A 21,012-nucleotide genomic window follows, 5' to 3' on the forward strand; every position below is an offset into this window, starting at 1 on the left:
GCGACAACCGCGCTTTCCAGGTAGGCGCGCCCGACCACGGCACGGTAGCGGCCTGACGAACTCGCAGCGGGCCGCCATTCTCACTGCTTGACTACGTCATTGGGAATCCTTTCGGCCCGAGCAGTTGCTGCGCACCTGCCTCAGCGGCAGCACCGCCGCTCAGACCACCGAGGACAACGGCGGCAACAAGATCAAGGCTCAGAGTCATCCGGTACTCCTTCAGACCAAGGTCGCCCAAATGGGAGGACGCACTGACGGGCGCAACGTATTCGAGCCGCTGGGCGTGGCTAAGGTTCGGTGGTCAGATACGCGCCCACGCTGCGGGCTTCCTGGCATCGCGCGCCGCTGACTTGGCTTTCAGCGTGACGGCCCCGGTGCTCCAGCAGAAGGCCATTGCTTGTACGTACGGGAATCCGTGCCTGAATGGGCAGCTCTGGCAAAGAGGGGCTCACGCCCGCCGCGCTTGACCGTGTTCAATGAGCAGCCCAGGCATCGAGAGCACTCCAATAACTCCACGCCCTGAGCGAGTAGGCTGTGGACGGCGGCGTGCCGCTCGCTGGTGCGTGCGGCCAGCGCCGAGCGCGCGGGGCGGGGCGTGGTGTTCCAGCAGGCCGCGTGGGCGACAAAGCACTTCTCTGCCGCCGCAGCCAGGCCGTGCCACAAATGCCACCGGTGGCTGGCCTGGACCGCCGTCGGAGCCCCTTGTCGGATGGCGTCAGCGTAGGCGGCCGAGCCGTCGCGGCACACGACCTGGACACCTGAATGCTCGCGCGCGCCCCGGCCCGTCCGCCCAAGGTAACCCCGACCTGCTCCAACACCCTGCGGCACAACGAGGTCCGACGCGCGTGCTTGACGGTCAGGCCATCGACCTGCTCAGCGAATGTACCAACTGGACAGTCCTGGCCATCGCAGAAGAACCGGCACACCCGTAACCACAGAACAACCGCTCGACCGCCACCGGGCAATCGGTCAGCGCGCCGTGGATAGGTGCCAGTTTTCGTTGAGGAATAAGGGAATTAGCCCGGCGGGTGTGAGTTTGGCGCGCGTGCGGCGATGGTGGTGATGGCGAGGAAGAGGTGAGCCAGGAGCATCAGAGTGGTCCAGCGTTCCATCTTTCTGCGGTCGACTTACCCGCTTCCTGGCCGCAGGATGGAGTGTGTGGTGTCTACGCAGTCCCGGCCGTGGCCGCGGATTCCGGAGGCGACCGTGCGGGCCGCGCGGGCGGCGGCGGGCACGGGCGAGTACCCGTTGGCGATGAGGGTCCATGAGGAGTTGGGTGAGCTGTTCAGCGATGCGGAGTTCACCGAGGCGTTCGGGGCGCGGGGCAGGCCGGGGTGGTCACCAGGACGGTTGGCGCTGGTCACGGTGTTACAGATGGCTGAGAACCTGACCGACCGGAGGTGCGGCACACCGGGTCCGGTTCGGCATGGACTGGAAGTACGCGCTGTTGCGACACGAAGTCGCTTGTATTGAGTGGAAATCGCCAAGGAGGTTTGACATCTGTCGAAGGTGAAAGACCTGGGCCAGTGCACAAGGCCCGTCCCCGCCTCAGCGTGCGTCGTGAGTAATCGCGGGGTGCGAAACCTGGGGAAACGCCCAAGGATCCTTGTTCCATCCAGGGGTTACAGGTAAGGGGAAGGCCGGACGGGTGAAGAGATTGAACCCTCGATGATGCCTCGTCAACTTCGCTCTCGCTCGATGGGACGCACCAGCGGGAGAATAGGGGCCAGTCGTTGGAAGACGGCAGGTGCCGACCTATTTAGCTAGTCCCCACCCTCGCTATCATCTACCTCCCGCCCCTGCAAGAACTGCTCGGCACAGCGGCATTGCCGCCGGACATGCTCGCCTTCGTCTTGCCCTATCCCATCATCGTCTGGGGCACCGACGAACTGCGACGCTGGCTATTGCGCCGCAGAAGGCACCGCTTCGCAGCTGACGCGAACCGCGACAGATCAGTGTGATGTCAGTAAGTTGACGCCACATCGGAGGTGCCGTCAACGCCAAGCTGCGGAAAGTTCGGGAGGGCAGATCTTGCAGCGGGCCAGGCGCCATGGGCGCGCTTCCTCAACAGTCACGCGCTTGAAGGGGGCACGCCGGTACGGGAAAAAGGCCCTTCGATTGTGACGGTCTACCCAGGAGCCGCGCCCTCGTGTCCTTATCTTCCCCGATTCCGGTTGTGTTTGACCGGCCCACCGTCACAGTCGAGTCCTTGCGGGGTCGTGTGGACGGTCTCTGGCAGGCTCTGGAAGCGGTGAGCGATCCCCGCGATCGGCGGGCAATCCTGTATCGGTTGCCGTTGCTGCTGGCCCAGGCGGTGCTGGCGGTGACCGCCGGGGCGAAGACGTTCATCGTGGTACTCGACCGTATCTGGGTGCCCCGGCCTGGTCGCGGCCGACCCCGCCGCCGGCCGAACCGGGCGCTCGACGACAAGGCCCACGGGTCAGGGCGTGTGCAAGGTTGACCTGTCCGGTTTAGGTAGTTTCAGATAGGGAGGTGGGTGGCAGGTTGGCCAGGTGGTGGACCGTTTCGATACCGGCGGCTTTGCCGTTCGGGCCGCGCCAGCGCCATATCCGGATGCCCTGCCGGGCCCCGAGCCGGGCCCCGTGCAGATCGGTTCGCAGGTTTCCGTCCAGAACAAGGACCTTTCAGGCTGCGGGCCCTGGCACGTCCGTGCCCGCCCACGATTTCCATTGAAATTGCGGAGGTTGTCCACAGGCATCGGCGTGTCGGGGTGCGACACGCCGACGGTCCGCAAGTTCCATTGAAATCGAAGGTTCGATTTCAATGGAACTTGCGGGTTCTCTCCGCCGAGGCGGACTCGATGAACGTCTTCGCACCGGCGGTCACCGCCAGCACCGCCAGGGCCGGCAGCAACGGCAACCCATACAGGATTCCCCGCCCACCGCCTCCAGAGCCCGCCAGAGACCGTCCACACGACCCCGCAAGGACTCGACTGTGACGGTGGGCCGGTCAAGCACAACCCGAACCTGGGAAGCCAAGAACACAAGAGCGCGGCTCCTGGATAGACCGTCACGGCTTGGACAACCCGATGATCTCCCACCGGAAACCGCGCCCTCGTCTCGCGTCCCACCTGGACAGAAACCCGCGGCAACCCTCAGATCAACCTTGCACACGCCCTGGCCCACGGGTCCCGCGACAACCGCGCCGCATTCGACAAAGACGCCTACAAGCAGCGACACGGATTATCAGAATTATTCTCGGCGGGGTCAAACGGTCGTAGCGACGCCGGCAGATCGGCGACCTGGTCGGCGATCTGCCGGAAATTCGACGCGCCCGCCAGCACTGCGATCAACGACGCCGCGAGAAGGAACGCCAAACTGTACACACGGCCCTTCCGCTTATGGCGATCCGGCACCTTGCCGAGCAACTTCATCAGTTCCGCCAGATCGCATCGTCACCGCCGGCGCTACCCGGAAACGACGCCCATGACGAGCCATGAGAAGATGACAACGGATGGCCTTCTTCTGGAGTTTGGTTTTTCGCAATTTCCATGATCCCAGAAGGAGGCCATCCTCCATCTCCCGGCCCGGCACGCCAACCCGGCCGGCTACCCTACGAGCCGAGTTGATCACTCCGCGCGATCTTGCCTTAGCCTGCCCCGTCAGGCCAGAAGGGGGCGCGGCTCGGGGAGATCCTGCGGCCGGGTTCCTCGCGGGACGCCAGGACCGTTCGCGTAACCTCATTTGTCGATCTGGCTCGGCATCTGGGGCTGTCACAAGCCACGGTGTCGCGGGCGCTGCGCGGACATCGGACATCCCACGGTCACCGAGAAGACCCGCAAGCGGGTTGTCGAGGCGGCGCAGGCCTTGGGATATCGCCCCGATCCAGCGGCGCGGATGCTGGTCACTCGCCGGGCGAAGGCAATCGGCGTCGTCGTGGCCGACCTGACCAGCCCCCTGTATGCGCCGACGATCGCCGCGATCCAGGAACGGTCGGCGGCACGCGGGTACCGCATGGCGCTCATCCGCGACCCCGAGGACGCTCTCGACACCGACGCCACCGAAGTCCTGAGCGAAGCGATCGTCGACGGAGTGATCTTCATGTCGGCGACGGAGGGTTCGGAGACGGCCGCCAGAATTGCCGCTCAAATGCCGGTGGTGCTGCTGAGCCGTGACGTAAGCGGTCTAGCGGTGGACGCCATCGTGAGCGAGGACCACGCGGGCGGCGAGCTGGTCGCGAATCACCTGGCCGAGCTGGGGCACCGCAGGATCGCCGTTAGTCACCGTCCGACGCAACGTGAGCAAGGGCCGCGACCGTGAGGACGGCGTACGGGATGGGCTCGCGGCACGCGGCCTGGACCTGCCCGAGACCTACGTGCGGCGAGGACCGATCGATCACGACCACGGTGTGGATATGGCCAGCTCGCTGCTGTCCATCAACTCGGAACACCCATGTCCACCACCCCGGAGGCCAACTGTCCACCCATCCGGACTACCAAACGTCCGTTGACACCGCATCCAGCCGATCTGGCCGTCGGACCTGCGGTACCGCTTTTCCGCCACGACGTGTCCACGGGCGAGGGTGTCCCCGACGACGGCGTGGTGTCCGACGGTGCTGTCTGGACGGGGCTGTGTCGTGCGGGCTTGGCTGCCGCGGGTGTGCGGCATTGTGGCCGTAGAGACCACAGAATGCCCGGTTGACGTAGCGGTAGAGGCCGTGCACATCCGCGCACCGCGGTCGGCGCTAAGGCGTGGGAACAGCGCCTTTCATCGTCGGCTTGTGTTACGTGATGGAGTGATCGTGGGGTGTCGAGGTCCTCAGCGTTGCTGGTCCTTTGCAGCCCACGCCGCGGCGATCTGGCATCGGGAGGTGAACCCGAGTTTGGTGAGGATGTGTTCGACGTGGGCTTCGGCGGTCCGCTGGGAGATCACCAGGCTGGCCGCGATCTGGCTGTTGGACTTGCCTGCGGTGACCAGCGCGGCGACCTCGCGTTCCCGTTTGGTCAGCGGCGAGGTGACCGGTGACTGTGCTGGTGCGCAGGCAGCCGGTGCGGCGCGCTCGCCCAATGCGAGGGCGATCACGTCGTGCTGGTTCATCTGGCTGCCCTGCCGGCGGCAGCTCTCGAACTCATCCTCTCCGAGCGCTTCCCGGGCACACACACGCGCCTGGTCGCGCCAGGCGAGCAGGGTAGGCGTGTCGAATAGTGGTCTGCCGATGCGTTCCCACATCCACTCCGTGGCACCTAGCAGTACGTCCGCTCGGTCGGGATTACCGGCGGCCACGGCGACCCAGGACAGCAGTTCGACGCAGCACACGATGCCAAGTCGATCGTCGACATCCTGCTTCTTCCGCAGAGCAGGAGAAAGGTGAAGGGCTGCCTGGCTGGGCTTGCCCACCCGCCACCAGCCCAGGCCGACGCCCCACTCCGTCCACGACAGCGCCCAGCGTTCGCCGCGCCGCATGCACAGCGTCCGTGCCTCGCGCAGCAGTGCCGTGGCCGTCTCGGTGTCGCCGAGCAGGGCCGCGGCCTGCGCCCGCTCCGCGAAGTTCAGCAAGCCGGGAGCGGTCCATCGCCCCGACGCGCGGTGGCGTGCCAACGCCTCGTCCAGCAGCGCCGTGGCCTGGGTGGGCTTGTCGTTCCACTCCAGGGCACACCCGATTGCCTGCAGGGCATCGGTGAGCGTCATCGTGTCCCCGAGCTGTGCGGCAAGACGACGGCTCTGCTCGAGCAGACTCAGGGCCCCTGTGACGTCCCCCTGGCAGATGGCGATCCATCCGGTGAGCCATAGCGCACGGGCGCGTTCGGGGCTGGGCTCGGTGTCCAACGCGAGTGCCCGGTCCAGCCAGTGGCGGCCCTCGCGGACGGAGCCGCCGGCGATCCAGTAGAACCACAGCGCCGTGCTCAGACGGAGACCCGTGCGGATCTCGGCCGGTATGGCCAGGCAGTAGTCCAGCGCGGCCCAGAGGTTCGGACGTTCCGCACGCAGCCGCGCGATCCACTCGCCCTGGCGCGGACCGGCGGATTCGGCATCGGACTGCTCGGCCAACCCGAGGTAGTAGTCGCGGTGCTGCCGACGCAGCGTGGCATCCTCCCCCGCCGCGGCGAGGCGTTGCCGACCGTAGTGCCGGATGGTGTCCAGCATCCAGTACCGGGCAAGCGGCGCGTCAGCGTCCCCCACCCGGTTCAGCACCGACTTGTCGATCAACCCGGTCACGCCCTGGAGCACGTCTGCGCTGGTGAGGCCTTCTCCGGCGCAGACCGCCTCGACGGCGTTGAGGCTGAACTCACCGGCGAAGACCGAACAACGCGCCCACAGCAGCCGTTGCGCTTCGGTGCACAGCTCGTAACTCCAGTCCACGGTCGCGCGCAGCGTCTGGTGCCGGGGCAGCGTCGTCCGCTGGTCGGCGGTCAGTAGCTGGAACCGGTTTTCCAACCGGTTGAGGATCTCCTCCACTGACAGCGCGCGCACTCGCACCGCTGCCAGCTCGATAGCCAGCGGGATTCCGTCCAACCGTTGACACAACCGGGCCGCCGCTGCCCTGTTGCCGTCGCCCAGGGTGAACCCAGGCGACACCGCCGCGGCGCGCTGCTCGAACAACGTCAACGCCTCGCACCGCTTGGGCGAGTCCAGCGGTTCGTCCGCCGCAGGTACAGACAGCGGCGGCACCGGCCAGACCTGCTCCCCGAGGATGCCCAACGGTTCCCGGCTGGTGGCCAGCACCCGCAGCTCCGGAGCGCTGGCCAGCAGCGTGGAGGCCAGCGCGGCGCAGGCGTGGACCAGGTGCTCGCAGTTGTCCAGCACCAACAACAGCTTCCTGTCGGCCAGATACTCGACGACGACCGTCGTGGCGTCGCGGACCGTCTGATCGTGGAGGCCCAGTGCGGCCGCAACGGCCTGCGGCACCAGCGCGACATCTTGCACCTTCGCCAACTCCACCTGGTGCACGCCGTCAGGGAAGGCCCGCCGCAGCTCCGAGGCGACATGCACCGCCAGGCGACTCTTACCGACCCCTCCGAAGCCAATCAAAGTCACCAGCCGCGCGTCAGCCAGCGCATGCTTCACCCCGGCCGTCGCCTCGCGACGCCCCACGAAGCTGGTCAGTTCGTGCGGCAGACCGCCAGCCTCCCGCACCGGAGCCTGTGTCAATACGTGCTCCCGTCGTCCCCAAAGGGCCAGATAGCAGTAAATCTCGCCGGCGCCCAAGGCGCCACCTGGATGGCGCGCCCTCTCTCCCAGGCGTCTCTGCACGAAGGAGCGGGCATGTACCGCCGGTCGCGTAGAGCGGACCGGAATGCCTGCGGCCATCAGGTAACGCAGCCCGCCGATGCCGAAGTACTCGATCAACGGGTTTGTGGTCAGCCGGCGTGCCACCCGCTGTGGTCGGGCCGGCAGGCCGAGCCGGTTCCCGACGGTGTGCCGGGCGGCTGTCGATCGAGTCCGTTCCAGTTCGCCAGCTCAGGCGCGAGGACTGCTCCGCTGGATTCCGCGGGTGCGGGAAGCCGACGATCATCGGCGGCGTCCGGGGCTGCAGGTCCTCGCATCCAAGGCCCAGGACGCTTCGGGGCTGCGTCGGCTGTGTGACCTGGCCCAGCAGTAGAAGCGACCCGTCACGCTGTCGGCAGCCACACAGCAAGCTCGGAGGCGAGAGCCCTCGCGGCATCGGAAGCGTGACGCACCGCATCTCCGATCGTCGCCCCCTGTCCGACCGCGCCACCGACAGCGACCCACCGGACGCCGACAGGTATCAGCGCCGACGCATCTGGGTCGGGCTCGGTGCCGTGGGAATGCACGAGCGGCTCGGCGACGTCTATCCACCGTCGCCCTGTCCGATCTTCGATCTCGAGGCTGCCGTGGGCTTCGTCCAGGACCCGCGTCTCCAGCCGGATCGTGACGCTTTCCGATCGCTGCAGCCGGGGCATCACGAGGATCTTCGCGTGCCGCCCGACCTCAGGTGCCAGTTCCCGACCTCGGGCGAGGATCTCGACGCGGGTCCCGGCGGCCGACAAGGTGTCCGCAAGCGTCATCGCAGCGACATCACCGCCGACGATCGTGCAGGCGGACGGCGTGGTGCTCCTGATGTCCAGGCCTCGAGGTCGCCGCTGAGGTCCTTCGACTGGGAGGAACCCGGCCACCGGTGGCCACTACGACTGCATCTGACTCGGTCTGGGCGATGATCGCGGCGTCGACGGTCACACCGGTGCGGACCTCGACACCGATGCGAGGCAGCTCGTCTGCCGCCCACTCGAGGTAGCTGCCAAACTCCGGTGTCGACAGCATCCTCGCGAAACGCCGCGGTCGGCGAAGCACCCGAGCAGGCCTCGACCTGGCAAATCCGCCGCCCTTTCCTTGACCGGTGCCGTCGAACTGACGTATCGTTCGCAGAAAGCACAGACGTTCACTATGCGAACAGCGAGGAGTGGTCGGGGTGGCACGCATCCTGCAGCTCGACGAGGCCATCGCGGAGCTGGTCCATGACGGCGACACGGTGGCCCTGGAGGGCTTCACCCACCTGATCCCGGTCGCGGCCGGGCACGAGATCATCCGCCAGCGCCGCAAGGACCTGACCCTGGTCCGGATGACGCCCGACATCGTCTACGACCAGCTGATCGGGGCGGGCTGCGCGCGGAAGCTGATCTTCTCCTGGGGCGGCAATCCCGGCGTCGGCTCGCTGCACCGCTTCCGCGACGCCATCCAGAACTCCTGGCCGGTACCGCTGGAGATCGAGGAGCACAGCCACGCAGGCATGGCCAACCGCTACGCCGCCGGCGCCAGCGGGCTGCCCTTCGCCGTGCTGCGCGGCTACGCGGGCACCGACCTGCCCGAGCAGACCGACACGATCAAGACGATCGAATGCCCCTTCACCGGCGAGCGGCTGGCCGCCGTACCAGCGGTCAACCCGGACGTCGGCATCATCCACGCCCAGCAGGCCGACCGGGCGGGCAACGTACAGATGTGGGGCATCACCGGCGTGCAGAAAGAGACCGTGCTGGCCTCGGCCCGTTCGCTGGTCACCGTCGAGGAGATCGTCGACGAGCTCACCCCGCGCCCCGGCGCGGTCGTGCTGCCCCAGTGGGTGGTCACCGCCATCGCGGCGGTCCCCGGTGGCGCCGCCCCGTCCTACGCGCAGGGCTACTACGAGCGCGACAACGCCTACTACCAGCAGTGGGACCCGATCGGCCGGGACCGCGAGCAGTTCGAGAACTGGCTGGAGACCGAGGTCGTCGGTGCCGAAAGGAGTGCCCGATGAGCTCCCCCGAATTCACCGCCGACGAGATGATGACCGTCGGTGCCGCCCGGTCGCTGCGCGACGGCACGGCGTGCTTCGTCGGCATCGGCCTGCCCAGCACCGCGGCGAACCTGGCTCGCCGCACGCACGCCCCGAACCTGGTGCTGATCTACGAGTCGGGCACGCTCGGCGCCAAGCCCGGCCGGCTACCGCTGTCCATCGGCGACGGCGTGCTGGCCGACACCGCCGACTCGGTGATCAGCGTGCCCGAGATCTTCAACTACTGGCTGCAGCCCGGCCGCATCGACACCGGATTCCTCGGCGGCGCGCAGGTCGACCGCTTCGGCAACATCAACACCACCGTGATCGGCGGCGACTACGCGAACCCGAAGGTCAGGCTGCCCGGCGCCGGTGGCGCCCCGGAGATCGCCGCGTCCTGCCGCGAAGTCCTCATCGTGATGCGGATGAACCCGCGCAGCTTCGTGGAGAAGCTCGACTTCATCACCTCGGTCGGCTACGGCACCGGCCAGGGCGATCGGGAGGCGCTCGGCCTGCGCGGCCGCGGCCCGGTCAAGGTGATCACCGACTTGGGCGTGCTGGAACCGGACCCGGATGCCTGCGAGCTGACCCTCACTCAGCTCAGCCCCGGCGCCACGGCCGAGCAGGCCCGGGAGGCGGTGGGCTGGCCACTGAAGGCCGTCGACGAACCGACCGTGCAGCAGACCCCGACCGAGACCGAACTGACGGTGCTGCGGGAGCTCAAGGCGACCATCGAGGGAGGCGCGAAATGACCGACGTCTTCGTGCTGGACGCCGTCCGCACCCCCATCGGCCGCTACGGCAAGGGCCTCGCCGGGATGCGCCCCGACGACCTGGCCGCGCACGTGGTGGGCTCGCTGGTCGGACGGCACTCCGGCCTGGACCCGGCCACCATCGGCGACATCCAGTTCGGCGACGCCAACGGCGCCGGCGAGGACAACCGCAACGTGGCGCGGATGGCGGCACTGCTGGCGGGGCTGCCCACGAGCGTGCCGGGCGCGACAGTCAACCGGCTCTGCGGCTCCGGGCTGGAAGCCGTGATCAACGCCAGCCGGACCGTGCAGGTCGGCGACGCGGACCTCGTGCTGGCCGGTGGCGTGGAGTCGATGAGCCGCGCGCCGTGGGTGCTGCCCAAGCCCGAGAGCGGCTACCCGCGTGGCCACGAGACCCTGCACTCCACCACGCTCGGTTGGCGGATGGTCAACCCGAACATGCCGGAAAAATGGACGATCGCGCTCGGTGAGAGCGCCGAAATCCTGGCCGACCGCTACAAGATCAGCCGGGACGAGCAGGACGCCTTCGCGCTGCGCAGTCACCAGCAGGCGGCCGCCGCGTGGAAGGCCGGGCTCTTCGACGCCGAAGTGGTCCCGGTGCCAGGTACCGAGGTCGCCAGGGACGAGGGCGTGCGGGCCAACAGCTCGCTGGAGTCGCTGGGCAACCTCAAGCCGGTGTTCCGCGCCGACGGCACGGTGACAGCGGGCAACTCCTCGCCGCTCAACGACGGCGCCGCCGCGCTGCTGGTCGGCAACGAGCGGGCCGCGCAGCGCATCGGGGCAGAGCCGCTGGCGCGGATCGTCAGCCGCGGCGCGGCCGGGGTCGACCCCGACGTCTTCGGCATCGGACCGGTGGAGGCGGCCAAAACCGCGCTGCGCCGGGCGGGCATCGGCTGGGGCGACCTGCGGGCCGTCGAGCTCAACGAGGCCTTCGCCGCGCAGTCACTGGCCTGCCTGGCCGAATGGCCCGAGCTGGATCCGGAAATCGTCAACGTGCAAGGTGGTGCGATCGCGATCGGCCACCCGCTGGGCGCCTCCGGCGCTCGCATCCTCGGCAGCCTCGCCCACCAGCTCCGCCGCGCGGGTGGCGGCTGGGGCCTGGCCGCCATCTGCATCGGCGTCGGCCAGGGACTGGCAGTCGTCCTGCATGCCTGACAGCTTCGTAGCGAAGGAGCTGTGATGACCACACACGAGACCCGGTCGCCCGCCGGGCTGATCCTGCCGACCTACGGTCGCGATGCCGATTCCCATCCCGAGCTGAACACGCCCGAGTACCGCTCGTCGGCGCTGCGCTACCCGAAGCAACCGCTGCAGTACCTGCCGCAGTACCTCACCGAGGTCACCGGGCCGCTGCTGGGCCAAGAACGCTGCGGCGAACACGACCACGACCTGACCGTGCAGCACAACGGCGAGCCGCTTGGCGAGCGGATCATCGTCAGCGGCCGGGTGCTGGACTCCGGCGGCAAGCCGGTGCCGAACACCCTGGTCGAGATCTGGCAGGCCAACTCGTCAGGTCGCTACCTGCACCAGGGCGACCGGCACCCGGCACCGCTGGACCCGAACTTCTCCGGCACCGGTCGGTGCACGACCGTCGAGATCTGGCAGGCCGACGAGCAGGGTCGGTTCGACCATCCCGACGACCCGCGGCCGGAGTCCTCCGGGTGGCAGGGCTTCGGCCGATGCCCGACCGACGCCGACGGCGGGTTCTGGTTCCGCACCGTCAAGCCTGGCCCGTTGCCCACCCCGGACGGGGCGACCGAGGCGCCGCACATTGACGTGACCGTGCTGACCCGCGGCATGCTGAACCGGGTCGTCACCCGCGTCTACTTCCCGGACGAGGAGCAGGCCAACGCTGCCGATCCGGTGCTGTCCGCGGTAGATCCGGCGCGGCGCGCCACGCTGGTCGCGGCGACCGACGACCGCGGCTACCGCTTCGACATCCGATTGCAGGGCGATGACGAAACCGTCTTCTTCGCTCTTTGAGGGCGACATGGCTGAGTTGTCGCCGATGGTCATCTTGGCAAGGTGGACGCAAGCGGCTACGCCGCTTGCCAAGGCACGGACGGCATTCGCCGACACGCTCTCAGCCTTCCCCGACGACTCTCGTCGGGCGTAGGTGGGAGAAAGCGGCTTCGCCGCTTGGCTGCCGCCAAAATGAATTCCGAGCGCCCATTGCGCTCAAACTCATAGAGAGGCTTGGCTGTGGGCACCGACAGCCTGTTCGTGCCGATGTTCAGCACGCCTGCGGCGACCGAGCGAACCAGCGGTTCGGCGTGGTTGCAGGCGATGCTGGACTTCGAGGCGGCGCTGGCCGCGGCCGAGGCCAAAGCCGGCCTCGTACCGGCCGCTGCCGCCGAAGAGATCGCCCGGCACTGCCGAGTCGAGCTGTTCGACGTCGCCTCGATCGCCGACCGCGCGACCTCGGCGGCGACCCCGGTGATCGCGCTGGTGCGCGATCTGTCCGCCCTGCTGGACACGGACGCGAGGCTGCACGTGCACTGCGGTGCGACCAGCCAGGACGTGATCGACACCGCCGCGATGCTGGTGGCACGCGACGTCCTCGGGCCGGTCATCGCGGATCTGCGCGCTGCGGCGGACGAATGCGCCCGGCTGGCCGAGGATCCGGGCCTGGTGGCCACGCTGCTGTCGGCGATGCCGCAGGAGTACGAGCGTGCCGCCGGGGCCTGGCAATCCGAGTGGGAACCGCTGACCGAGCTGCTGCGGCTGGTCGCCGCGGCGGCCGCGCGGACCCGGCAGTTGCTGGCCGGGCTGCGCGTGCATCCCGAGAAGATGACCGCCAACCTCGACCTCACCCGAGGGCTGGTGATGGCCGAGAGCGCGGTCGGCCCGCTGCTGGGCGCCCTCGGTCGCACCGAGGCGCAGGACCTCGTCTCCCGACTGTGCCGCCGCGCGGTGCAGGAGGGCACGACCCTGCGCTCCGAGCTGCTGGCCGACCCGCAGGTGCGGGCGGTGCTCTCGGAGGCGGAGGTCGTCGCGGCCACCGAATCCGCCGACTACCTCGGCGCCGCACCAGCTTTCGTCGACCGAGCCCTGGCCGCACACGCCGAATTGGAGAACCGGTGAACGTTAACTACGAACTGACCGGACCGGACGGTGCTCCGGTCGTCGTGCTGTCCAACTCGCTTGGCACCGACCTGACGTCGTGGGACGAACAGGTTCCCGCCCTGGCGCAGGAGTTCCAGGTGCTGCGCTACGACCAGCGCGGCCACGGCGCCACTCCCAGCAAGCCTGGCCCGTACACGCTCAAGCAGCTGGGCGGCGACGTGCTGGCGCTGCTGGACACACTCGGCATCCGCCGGGCGCACTTCGCCGGGGTGTCGCTGGGCGGCATGACCGGCATGTGGCTCGCCGAGAACGCGCCGGAACGCATCGACCGGCTCACGCTGATCTGCACCTCGGCCGAGCTGGGCCCGGCGACGATGTGGCGGGACCGCGCCGCGGTGGTACGGGAGAAGGGCACGCAGGCGATGGTCGAGCCGTCCCTGCCGAAGTGGTTCACGCCGGAACTGGCCGGGCGAGCCGACATCGTCGAGAAGTTCGGCGGCATGCTCGTCGCCGCCGACGACGAGGGCTACGCGGGCTGCTGCGAGGCGATCGCCGACATGGACCTGCTGCCCAAGCTCGGCGAGATCACCGCACCGACCCTGGTCATCGCCGGTGCCGAGGACCCGGCCACTCCCCCGGCGCACGCCGAGCGGATCGGCGCCGCCGTCCCGGGCGCTCGCGTGCAGGTGCTCTCGCCCGCCGCGCACTTGGCCAACGCCGAACGACCCGAGGACGTCAACCGGCTGCTGCTGGACCACTTCACGAGGAGCGCATGATGCCCGACCGGCTCGACGACGAAACCCGCTACGCGCAGGGCATGGGCGTGCGCCGCGAGGTGCTCGGCGACGAGCACGTGGACCGGGCCAACGCCAAGATCACCCCGTTCACCGAATCGTCGGCGGGCCCCAGCCGCACCGCGTCCAGGATCGCCGTCCACGAGGTACGCCCGGTCTCCAGCGCGGCGACAAAGGAGTAGGACCAGCCCGGGATGAGCTGCGAGGCACTACGGGAGCGGCCATAGACATGGCAGAACAGCCGCTCGGGGCTGCACGCGGCGTCCGGGCGCAGCCAGGGCGAGACGTCCACGGCCAGAACGATCCCGCCCGTAGGCGGCACGCGGTAATGGCAGCCGGGCCAAGGCGGTGCGTAACCGGTCGACCTCAGTGCTCTTTCAGAGTCCTAATACCCGCAGGTGCTCGCCGCGTTCGGCTACACCTCGTTCGATCTGAGATCACCACGCGGAGCCGACGCATTCGTCCAGCTCGCTCAACACTGTGCGCAAACACCTTCGGGTCGCCGCGATGGCCATCCACAACGCCGCGACCGGACTGGCCGCGCGGGGCACGGGCGGAGATCAGCGTTCAAGTTGCGACGCACGATCTGCTCGACTGTGCCGAGCAGATCGTGCGTCGACGCGGTGTCATTCGTTGTCCAACACGGTCCAGTCGGTGACGTAGAAGTACTGCTGGTCGATTTCGCCCTGTACTTCCACGAGGTGGCCGGACAAGTGGTCCAGGCTCGTTGCCTGAAACGAATGCTCGCCGGGCCGGCGTACCACGTAGTCCTGCCCGCCGGAGTGCAGGATGAGGGCGTCCTTCTCACTTTTGGAGCCCACGTTGATACGCTTGATCGAGAGCAAGCCGCGCAGCCGTGTCACTGACCGTCACCGGGCCTCGACCTCGTCCACGGACACAACGGTTCCTTCCTGCTCGCGGACGGTCACGATGACACCGGTGTTCACCGGGGCGTCCGGGTCACGCTGGGCGTACAGCAGGTGCATAAGCGGCGGCCGCCCGACAGACTACGGGAAGCCGTAGCAGCGAGCTCGTCGCAGGTCTTGGTGACATCGAGCCTGTAGCCCGGCGCCTCGATATCTGGCCCGGCGCTGATTACCAGCGGTGACTTCGCCCCGGAGGGAAGTCTGTACTCGGAGCTGTTCTGCGTGCTGGCGACGATCGGATTCATATGGCCGGCCCGCTGCCCTCAAGAAACCTGGGTCGCCTCGACCGCGACCACACCGCCGTTGAGCCGGTGCCGCTTCCGGACGATGAAACCCGCGTCCGAGAGCAGCTGTTCCATCTCCCCCGCAGTGCGTTCCCGGCCCCCGACAACAGCCAACATGTAGAGGTCCATCAAGTGGTTGAGCAGATGATCCTCGTTGGAGGCCATGGTGCGTTCGATGACCAGCAGCGCGGCCGACGCAGGCATGTCTCGTCGGCAAACCCGCAGCAGCGCAGCGCACCTCTCGTCCGGCCAGTCATGGACGACGTCCCGAAGAACGTACAGGTCGCCCCCGGAGGGGACGGATTCGAAGAAATCCCCGATGACCACCTCGCAGCGCTGCGCGAGTCCGGCGGCGGCCATGCGACTTCGAGCCAGCTGCGCCACTGAAGCCGTTTCCAGCACTACGCCGCGGGATTCGGGACAGGCGGTCAGCACGTGTTCGAGCAAGGCACCGTCCCCCCCGCCCACATCCACTACGGTGCGGTAGGACTCCCAACCGACCACGACCAGCTCCGTCAGTGTGATCTCCAGATCAGCCGCCTGGGAGCCGTAGAACACACCCTGCAGGTCCGCCTCGCCGTCCAGGTAGCTGAACACGTCGACGCCGAACGTTGCGTCGAACGCCGGTTCACCGGTGCGTACGGCCGCCAGCAACTGGTCCCAGCACCGGCCAATGGGACCTCCCACGAGAAGCGCGGAGTGGCGGGCCGTTCCCGGAACGTTCTCGCGGAGCGTGTTGCCCAACGGAGTCAGCGTCAGCACGCCGTTTGCCGGATCCTCGCTGATCACCTCGAGGTTCATCAGCACTCGGACCAGCCGCCGCAGGGCCGGTTCATTCACGTCGAGGTGGACGGCCAACTCCTCCGCGGTACAGGGGTCTTCGTGCACGACGTCGGGAATCCGCAGGACGACCGCCGCGTGCAGCGCGGACGACACGAGACGGCCGAGGAGCAGCTGGCGCATCACGATCTCGTACGGAATTTCTTCCGAAATGTCCATCGTTCTCCTATCGAAGGTGACGGCCGGAGACCTGGATTTGCCGATTCGGACCGGAAATCAGATCTACACCACGCGAACGAACTAAGTCGTCGACAGCCACCGCTCGCTCCACGCGAAAGATCACGACGAAGATCTACCGGATGATCAACGCCGGGAACTCCCGGATACTCACAAGTCACCCGACCGGGACAACAAGATCGTTGATGTGGCTGAGGCCAGAACCGACCTTCAGATAACCGGCTCCCGGTCGAAGACGGTGTTGACCGTGTTTGAGGCGGGTCGCGATCGCCGACACCGTTTTGGGTTGACAGGTTGCCCGTTTGCGTTCCAGATAGGCGATCACTGTCTCGCGGATCGGCGGCTGGAGGTCGGCGAGCCAGTCGGCGAACGGGACCGGCCCGCTTGAGCGAGGCGGCTCATCGACGATTCCCAGGTGAAACAACAACACCCGTTGGGCATTGCTGGCTGCCGCCAGATAGTGCCTGTGAACCGGACCCGTTCGGTGAACCCAAGCTCGGCGGCCGCGGCCATGAACCGATCGAGATCCGTCGCCACCGGGGTTCCGGTCTACTTCTGCAACCCGGCCAGCCTTTGGCAGCGCGGCTCCAACGAGAACACGAACGGCCTCCTGCGCCAGTACTTCCCAAAAGGCACCGACTCGTCCGTCCACGCCCCGGGGCACCTGGACGCCGTCGCCGCCGAACTCAACGGCCGCCCACGCAAAACGCTCGGCTGGGACACCCCAGCCGAGCACTTCGCTATGCTCCTGGCCGAAGCCAGTTGACCAATTGTGTTGCAACGACCCCCGGAATTCGCCCAATGTGAGGACATCGTGCTGATAACGCCCACACATCACGACCTGCCATCCGCCCGGAACGATGATCGCGGATGCCTCGGCACCCTGGACGCCCGCGCCGACTCCCTGCAAAGGCAGGTTACGAACGGGGACATGGAGATCATCGCCCTGATCCGTCAACGCACCCACCTCGCCGCATTGGCGGCCGCCGCGCATCGGCGTGACTACCACACAAGTTTCAGCCACCAACGCGACCTCAATGCCATGCGGCGTTACAGCCAACTCGGCGCGTGTGGGCGCGACATCGGCCTTCGCCTGCTCGACCTCGCGCGCGCCAGCCACAGCCGGGTGCCCACACAGCAGTCGGGAGACCTGGCGTGACTGACACACGAGCACACCGCGGTGCGGCTTCGGCGTCAGCGCACTCCGAGTGGCTGCCCACCCGCTACCGCGACGGCGTCTTCAGTCACGCGCTGGCGACCGAACACGAACGGCTGAGGCTGCTCGAGTCCGTCCTCGATCCCCATACCGAGGACATGCTGAGCCAACTGGGAGTCGGTCACCGGTGGCGATGCCTGGAGGTCGGCGCCGGCGCAGGCTCTATCGCCGTATGGATGGCCCGACAAGGCGCCTCCGTGACCGCCACCGACCTGGATACCACGTACCTGGACCGCCTCGATGAGCCGTCGATCACGGTGCGGCAGCACGACCTGTGCACCGACGATTTCCCATCCGAATCGTTCGACCTCATCCACACCCGATACGTCCTGACCCACCTTCCTGACCAGGATGAGGCGATCTCCCGGCTGGCCGGCTGGCTCGCCCCCGGCGGCATACTGCTAGTGGAAGAACCGGCGTTCTTTCCCATCCTGAACGCACCGCACCATGCCTACCGGACGGTGCAGTGCGCGCTGCGCGACTATTTAGAGGACACGGTCGGCACCCGAACCGAGTGGGCCAGAAGCCTGCCTACGCCCCTATTCGGAAAAGGGCTCACCGGCATCGACATGCGGGCGCGCTTCCAACAGATCCGCGGAGACGACGCCGAGTCCCAGTGGTGGCGCCTTAGTCTCGAACAGTCACGCCCCGGCATCGTCTCCGCGGGGCTGGCGCCGGACTCCCTGTTCGAGCGCGCGTACGCCGAAATGAGCGACCCAACCTTCCGGGACCTCTCACTGGCCGTTTTCACCGCATGGGGCCGCAAGGAGTAACACACCGGCTGTGTGCCCCGGGTTCTCCGGAGGTAGATTCTTGGATTCTTGTGCCACTCGATCCTGAGAAGGTGGCATGGGGCTGTGAACTGTCGAATCGAGGGTCAAAACGTGCCAATGTGATGCATGCGACGCTTCGTCGCGAAGGAATCCGGTCTTGCCAACGAAAACCAAGTTGGGCTGTCGGAAACCTGATTTCCTGCTTCGGCAGGCGTCTTCCCAGTGTTGCGGGGTGACGTTAAACGAGCTCGCTGGAAACCCACGTAAGACCAGCTTTGCTGGCGGCGGGTATTGCCATGAGAAGGCCATCCTCACAAGGGATGGGTCACGGCCACGCCGTAAGGCGATGGCTCAAGGAACGTTTTGACACGTTTCCTGAACGGCGACGTACCTTCCGCCGGGAGTTCCGGCGGAAGGTACTGGGCCGACGCCAGGCCAGATACCGCGCCACCAGCCGAAGAGGACCCGTCGAGACCGGGACCCGGAGCGCCTCTGGGGCGACCTGGAGCTGCTCGGCCAGGAACTCCACCGCGGCCGGCGGAATCTCCTCAAGATAAGTCGGGAACCGGCCTTTTATCTCGAAGCACTTCAAGATCAGGACAAACCCGAGCCGGGTCCTGCCCACGAGATGAGACGCTGCGACCGAACCCGGCACGCCGACCGCGAAGATCCTTCTGGTTCCGCTACCTGCGTACTTCGTCTTCCTCGATCCCGAAATACTCCCCACGGCGGACCTGTTGACGACGTACAGGACACGACGTAGCTTCAGTGCACACTGACATGTCAGAGAGATTTCAAGACCAGCGTTGGTCGGCGCAATCGATCTTCTTCCCGAGGAGAACCTGTGAACCTGACCCTGGACGGCGTGCTCGCGTTCCCGGCCACGCCGATGGACAACGCCGGCGATCGCCTCGACCTGAACGCCTATGAGAGCCTGCTGGGCTGGATCGGCGAGGGTGGGGTGCACGGCATCATCCCGCTGGGCAGCACGGCGAGTTTGCCTACCTCGACCCGGACGAGCGACGCTCGATCGCCGAGGCGACGGTGAAGACGCTCAGCGGCCAGGTCCCAGCCATCATCGGGGTCTCCGCTGTCACGACCCGTGACGCCGTCGCCAACGCCCGCCATGCACAAGACATCGGCGCCGACGGGGTCCTGCTGAGCATCCCGACCTACTACGCCCTCGGTGCCGAGCAGGTGCTGGCCCACGTCCAGGCCGTGGCTTCGAGCACCGAGCTTCCCCTGATCCTCTACAACAACCCCTTCACCTCCCAGGTCGACCTCACCACCGACCTGCTGGAGAAGCTGGTGGAAAATCCGACGCTGGTCGCGGTCAAGGAAGCGACGATGGACGTCAACCGAATCCCGCTGATTCAGCAGACCGTGGGCGACCGGTTGGAGGTTCTCGGAGGTGGCTTCGACCCCTACGCGCTGCCCGCGTTCGTCGCCGGCGCCCGGGGATGGACCACCGGGATGGCCAACCTAGTCCCCCGGCTGTGCGTGCAGCTGCAACAAGCCGCGGTGCAGGACCGCGACCTCGACCGGGCACAGCAGCTCGACCGTGCACTCGCGCCACTGGCCAACTTGCTGGTCAACAACAACCTCAGCGCCGCGGTGAAGTGCGGTCTGCGGCTCATCGGCCGCCCGGCCGGTGCGCCGCGCCCGCCCCTGCAGCCCGTGGGCCCCGAGGTCGAAGAACAGCTGCGCACCGCACTCGCCGCGCTGGACCAGGCATGACCGACGACCTCGACGCTCTTGGTGTCAGCGGCCGCAACTATCGCGGCCGGCTCAGCATCGTCGGCGTCCCAGCGACCTCACAGTCCGACGCGGCCTACGACGCGATCAAAACCGACATCGTGCAGTGCGTGATCCCACCGCGCGCCCGCCTCACCGAAGCCGAACTCGCCGACCGCTACACGCTCGGGCGGGCCTCGATCCGCGTCGCGCTCAACCGCCTCTACCAAGAGGCGCTCGTCGACGTCCTGCCCCGCTACGGCTACGTCGTCGCCGGCGACGACGAGCTCGGAACTCGTGATCTCTACCAGCTGCAGCTGGTCCTCGAACCCACCGCCGCACGACTCGCAGCCGGGCGGGTCGACGCCAAGCAACTGCTCGATCTCGATGCTCGCTGCCGCGACGCCAAGACCGTACGCACCCTCGACGACGCCACCCGGTTCCTGCACGCCAACACCAACTTCCACGCCGCCATCGCCCACGCAACCGGCAACGCCCTCATGACCCGGTTCGTGCGGATCCTCTTCGAGCGACTCGAACGTCAGATCTATGCATCCGGCAAGGCCATCGAAATCGTCACCAACGTCGCACACACCCACGAGGATCTCGTCGAGCTCCTGATCGAGGGCAGCGACGACGCCGCCGAGGCGGTAGCCCGCCAGCAACTCGCCGACAACCACCAGATCATCACCGAGACCATGACCGGCCGACGCCGGTCCAGCTCGATGCCTTCGTAGCCGGCTTTGTTGGCGAAGTGAACCTCGTTCCAGTGACGCTGCAGGAGATCTCGTCGGGCCGAGTGAAGGTCCATACGGATAGCAGCGCCATCTTCGAGGCCAGTATTGCCAACAGCGAGCAGCCGAAGGGGCCAGCCGTGGTCGCGGTACGACCGGAGCGTGTGTCGGTGTGGGCGCGGGAGTCGTCACCGCCTGCCGATGTCCAGGCGATTGGCGCCGGACGGGTCATGTCTTCGGATTTCCTCGGCACCTGCCGACAGGTGGTGGTTGAGTCGGACATCGGCCCCGTCCGGGTTCTCGAGTACGGCGACGCCCCAGCTCGCCGCAGTGGCGACGAGGTGACCTTCGGCTGGCGGGCAGCCGATGCGCGGGTTGTTGAGGCCGATGTGACCGCCCCCAGCGAAGGCAGGACGTTGGAGCTCGCTGGCTGATGGCCATACCGTGGCTGCGCCTCAGGTGCTGACC

At 67.4% G+C, this 21,012-nt stretch carries 21 protein-coding genes and 4 pseudogenes; 17 read left to right on the plus strand and 8 right to left on the minus strand.

The window, feature by feature from the left end; translation table 11 throughout:
* Positions 1-1,320: 1,320 nt before the first annotated feature.
* Positions 1,321-1,447: pseudogene (locus tag FDZ84_RS41355) on the plus strand (transposase); the annotation flags it as partial.
* 804 nt (positions 1,448-2,251) lie between these two features.
* Positions 2,252-2,461: a hypothetical protein gene (locus FDZ84_RS38325; protein ID WP_210435310.1), complete on the plus strand. Its 210-nt coding sequence runs from the start codon at positions 2,252-2,254 to the stop codon at positions 2,459-2,461.
* Positions 2,462-3,184: 723 nt separating this feature from the next.
* On the opposite strand, the gene FDZ84_RS34695 is transcribed toward FDZ84_RS38325, so the two are convergent.
* Positions 3,185-3,394: a transposase family protein gene (locus FDZ84_RS34695; protein WP_168589274.1), complete on the minus strand. Its 210-nt coding sequence runs from the start codon at positions 3,392-3,394 to the stop codon at positions 3,185-3,187.
* 310 nt (positions 3,395-3,704) lie between these two features.
* Between FDZ84_RS34695 and FDZ84_RS34700 the strand changes: the two genes are divergently transcribed.
* Positions 3,705-4,280, plus strand: a complete 576-nt coding sequence (locus FDZ84_RS34700) for a LacI family DNA-binding transcriptional regulator (protein ID WP_168589275.1) — start codon at positions 3,705-3,707, stop codon at positions 4,278-4,280.
* Between the two features lie 498 nt (positions 4,281-4,778).
* Here the strand turns inward: FDZ84_RS34700 and FDZ84_RS34705 are convergent, their stop codons facing one another.
* Positions 4,779-7,109 carry a LuxR C-terminal-related transcriptional regulator gene (locus tag FDZ84_RS34705; RefSeq protein WP_246868648.1) on the minus strand — a complete coding sequence of 777 codons (2,331 nt, stop codon included), beginning with the start codon at positions 7,107-7,109 and terminating at the stop codon, positions 4,779-4,781.
* A 461-nt stretch (positions 7,110-7,570) separates the two neighbouring features.
* Complete coding sequence (locus FDZ84_RS34710) at positions 7,571-8,095, minus strand: NAD-binding protein (protein ID WP_256413619.1); 525 nt, start codon at positions 8,093-8,095, stop codon at positions 7,571-7,573.
* Positions 8,096-8,388: 293 nt separating this feature from the next.
* Between FDZ84_RS34710 and FDZ84_RS34715 the strand changes: the two genes are divergently transcribed.
* From FDZ84_RS34715 to FDZ84_RS34745, 7 genes and pseudogenes are all read left to right on the plus strand, one after another.
* Entirely contained in the window at positions 8,389-9,210 is an 822-nt protein-coding gene (locus FDZ84_RS34715; protein ID WP_168589277.1) for a CoA transferase subunit A, read from the plus strand.
* On the plus strand, positions 9,207-9,980 hold the full coding sequence (locus FDZ84_RS34720) for a CoA-transferase subunit beta (protein WP_168589278.1): 774 nt from the start codon (positions 9,207-9,209) through the stop codon (positions 9,978-9,980). Before FDZ84_RS34715 ends, FDZ84_RS34720 begins: the two co-directional genes overlap by 4 nt.
* The gene (locus FDZ84_RS34725; RefSeq protein WP_168589279.1) at positions 9,977-11,155 is read left to right on the plus strand and encodes a thiolase family protein; all 1,179 of its coding nucleotides are present in this window, start codon (positions 9,977-9,979) and stop codon (positions 11,153-11,155) included. The genes FDZ84_RS34720 and FDZ84_RS34725 overlap by 4 nt, the downstream gene beginning before the upstream one ends.
* 24 nt (positions 11,156-11,179) lie before the next feature.
* A complete protein-coding gene (pcaG, locus tag FDZ84_RS34730) occupies positions 11,180-11,983 on the plus strand; it encodes a protocatechuate 3,4-dioxygenase subunit alpha (RefSeq protein ID WP_168589280.1) in 804 nt (267 codons plus the stop codon).
* Between the two features lie 219 nt (positions 11,984-12,202).
* Positions 12,203-13,084, plus strand: a complete 882-nt coding sequence (locus FDZ84_RS34735) for a lyase family protein (RefSeq protein WP_246868649.1) — start codon at positions 12,203-12,205, stop codon at positions 13,082-13,084.
* Positions 13,081-13,842 carry a 3-oxoadipate enol-lactonase gene (gene pcaD, locus FDZ84_RS34740; RefSeq protein WP_168589281.1) on the plus strand — a complete coding sequence of 254 codons (762 nt, stop codon included), beginning with the start codon at positions 13,081-13,083 and terminating at the stop codon, positions 13,840-13,842. Before FDZ84_RS34735 ends, pcaD begins: the two co-directional genes overlap by 4 nt.
* A pseudogene (locus FDZ84_RS34745) lies at positions 13,842-13,958 on the plus strand (4-carboxymuconolactone decarboxylase); the annotation flags it as partial. The gene pcaD and the pseudogene FDZ84_RS34745, both read left to right, overlap by 1 nt.
* On the opposite strand, the pseudogene FDZ84_RS41360 reads toward FDZ84_RS34745, so the two are convergent.
* From FDZ84_RS41360 to FDZ84_RS34770, 4 genes and pseudogenes are all read right to left on the minus strand, one after another.
* A pseudogene (locus FDZ84_RS41360) lies at positions 13,955-14,228 on the minus strand (transposase); the annotation flags it as partial. The pseudogenes FDZ84_RS34745 and FDZ84_RS41360 overlap by 4 nt on opposite strands.
* Before the next feature lie 258 nt (positions 14,229-14,486).
* Positions 14,487-14,723, minus strand: a complete 237-nt coding sequence (locus FDZ84_RS34755; protein WP_168589282.1) for a hypothetical protein — start codon at positions 14,721-14,723, stop codon at positions 14,487-14,489.
* Between the two features lie 326 nt (positions 14,724-15,049).
* Complete coding sequence (locus FDZ84_RS34765; protein ID WP_168589283.1) at positions 15,050-16,069, minus strand: methyltransferase; 1,020 nt, start codon at positions 16,067-16,069, stop codon at positions 15,050-15,052.
* Positions 16,070-16,244: 175 nt separating this feature from the next.
* A complete protein-coding gene (locus tag FDZ84_RS34770) occupies positions 16,245-16,517 on the minus strand; it encodes a hypothetical protein (protein ID WP_168589284.1) in 273 nt (90 codons plus the stop codon).
* A 69-nt stretch (positions 16,518-16,586) separates the two neighbouring features.
* Here FDZ84_RS34770 and FDZ84_RS34775 point away from each other — a divergent pair.
* The 3 genes and pseudogenes from FDZ84_RS34775 to FDZ84_RS34785 form a co-directional block, all read left to right on the plus strand.
* Positions 16,587-16,853: pseudogene (locus tag FDZ84_RS34775) on the plus strand (transposase); the annotation flags it as partial.
* Between the two features lie 165 nt (positions 16,854-17,018).
* Positions 17,019-17,246 (plus strand): hypothetical protein, encoded by a 228-nt coding sequence (locus FDZ84_RS34780; RefSeq protein WP_168589285.1) that lies wholly within the window; start codon positions 17,019-17,021, stop codon positions 17,244-17,246.
* A 155-nt stretch (positions 17,247-17,401) separates the two neighbouring features.
* Positions 17,402-18,076 (plus strand): bifunctional 2-polyprenyl-6-hydroxyphenol methylase/3-demethylubiquinol 3-O-methyltransferase UbiG, encoded by a 675-nt coding sequence (locus FDZ84_RS34785; protein WP_246869273.1) that lies wholly within the window; start codon positions 17,402-17,404, stop codon positions 18,074-18,076.
* A 325-nt stretch (positions 18,077-18,401) separates the two neighbouring features.
* On the opposite strand, the gene FDZ84_RS41365 is transcribed toward FDZ84_RS34785, so the two are convergent.
* On the minus strand, positions 18,402-18,803 hold the full coding sequence (locus tag FDZ84_RS41365) for a DUF4158 domain-containing protein (RefSeq protein WP_371812940.1): 402 nt from the start codon (positions 18,801-18,803) through the stop codon (positions 18,402-18,404).
* 117 nt (positions 18,804-18,920) lie between these two features.
* On the opposite strand from FDZ84_RS41365, the gene FDZ84_RS39755 reads away from it, so the two are divergent.
* From FDZ84_RS39755 to FDZ84_RS34805, 4 genes are read left to right on the plus strand one after another with little or no spacing between them, the layout of a single operon-like run.
* On the plus strand, positions 18,921-19,124 hold the full coding sequence (locus tag FDZ84_RS39755; protein ID WP_246868650.1) for a hypothetical protein: 204 nt from the start codon (positions 18,921-18,923) through the stop codon (positions 19,122-19,124).
* Positions 19,106-19,813, plus strand: a complete 708-nt coding sequence (locus tag FDZ84_RS34795) for a dihydrodipicolinate synthase family protein (RefSeq protein WP_246869274.1) — start codon at positions 19,106-19,108, stop codon at positions 19,811-19,813. The genes FDZ84_RS39755 and FDZ84_RS34795 overlap by 19 nt, the downstream gene beginning before the upstream one ends.
* Positions 19,810-20,547, plus strand: a complete 738-nt coding sequence (locus tag FDZ84_RS34800) for a GntR family transcriptional regulator (protein ID WP_168589288.1) — start codon at positions 19,810-19,812, stop codon at positions 20,545-20,547. Before FDZ84_RS34795 ends, FDZ84_RS34800 begins: the two co-directional genes overlap by 4 nt.
* A gap of 32 nt (positions 20,548-20,579) precedes the next feature.
* Positions 20,580-20,978 (plus strand): TOBE domain-containing protein, encoded by a 399-nt coding sequence (locus tag FDZ84_RS34805; protein WP_168589289.1) that lies wholly within the window; start codon positions 20,580-20,582, stop codon positions 20,976-20,978.
* The last annotated feature ends 34 nt before the right edge of the window (positions 20,979-21,012 follow it).

This window comes from Saccharopolyspora sp. ASAGF58, from assembly GCF_012277335.1.
GTDB lineage: Bacteria > Actinomycetota > Actinomycetes > Mycobacteriales > Pseudonocardiaceae > Saccharopolyspora > Saccharopolyspora hattusasensis.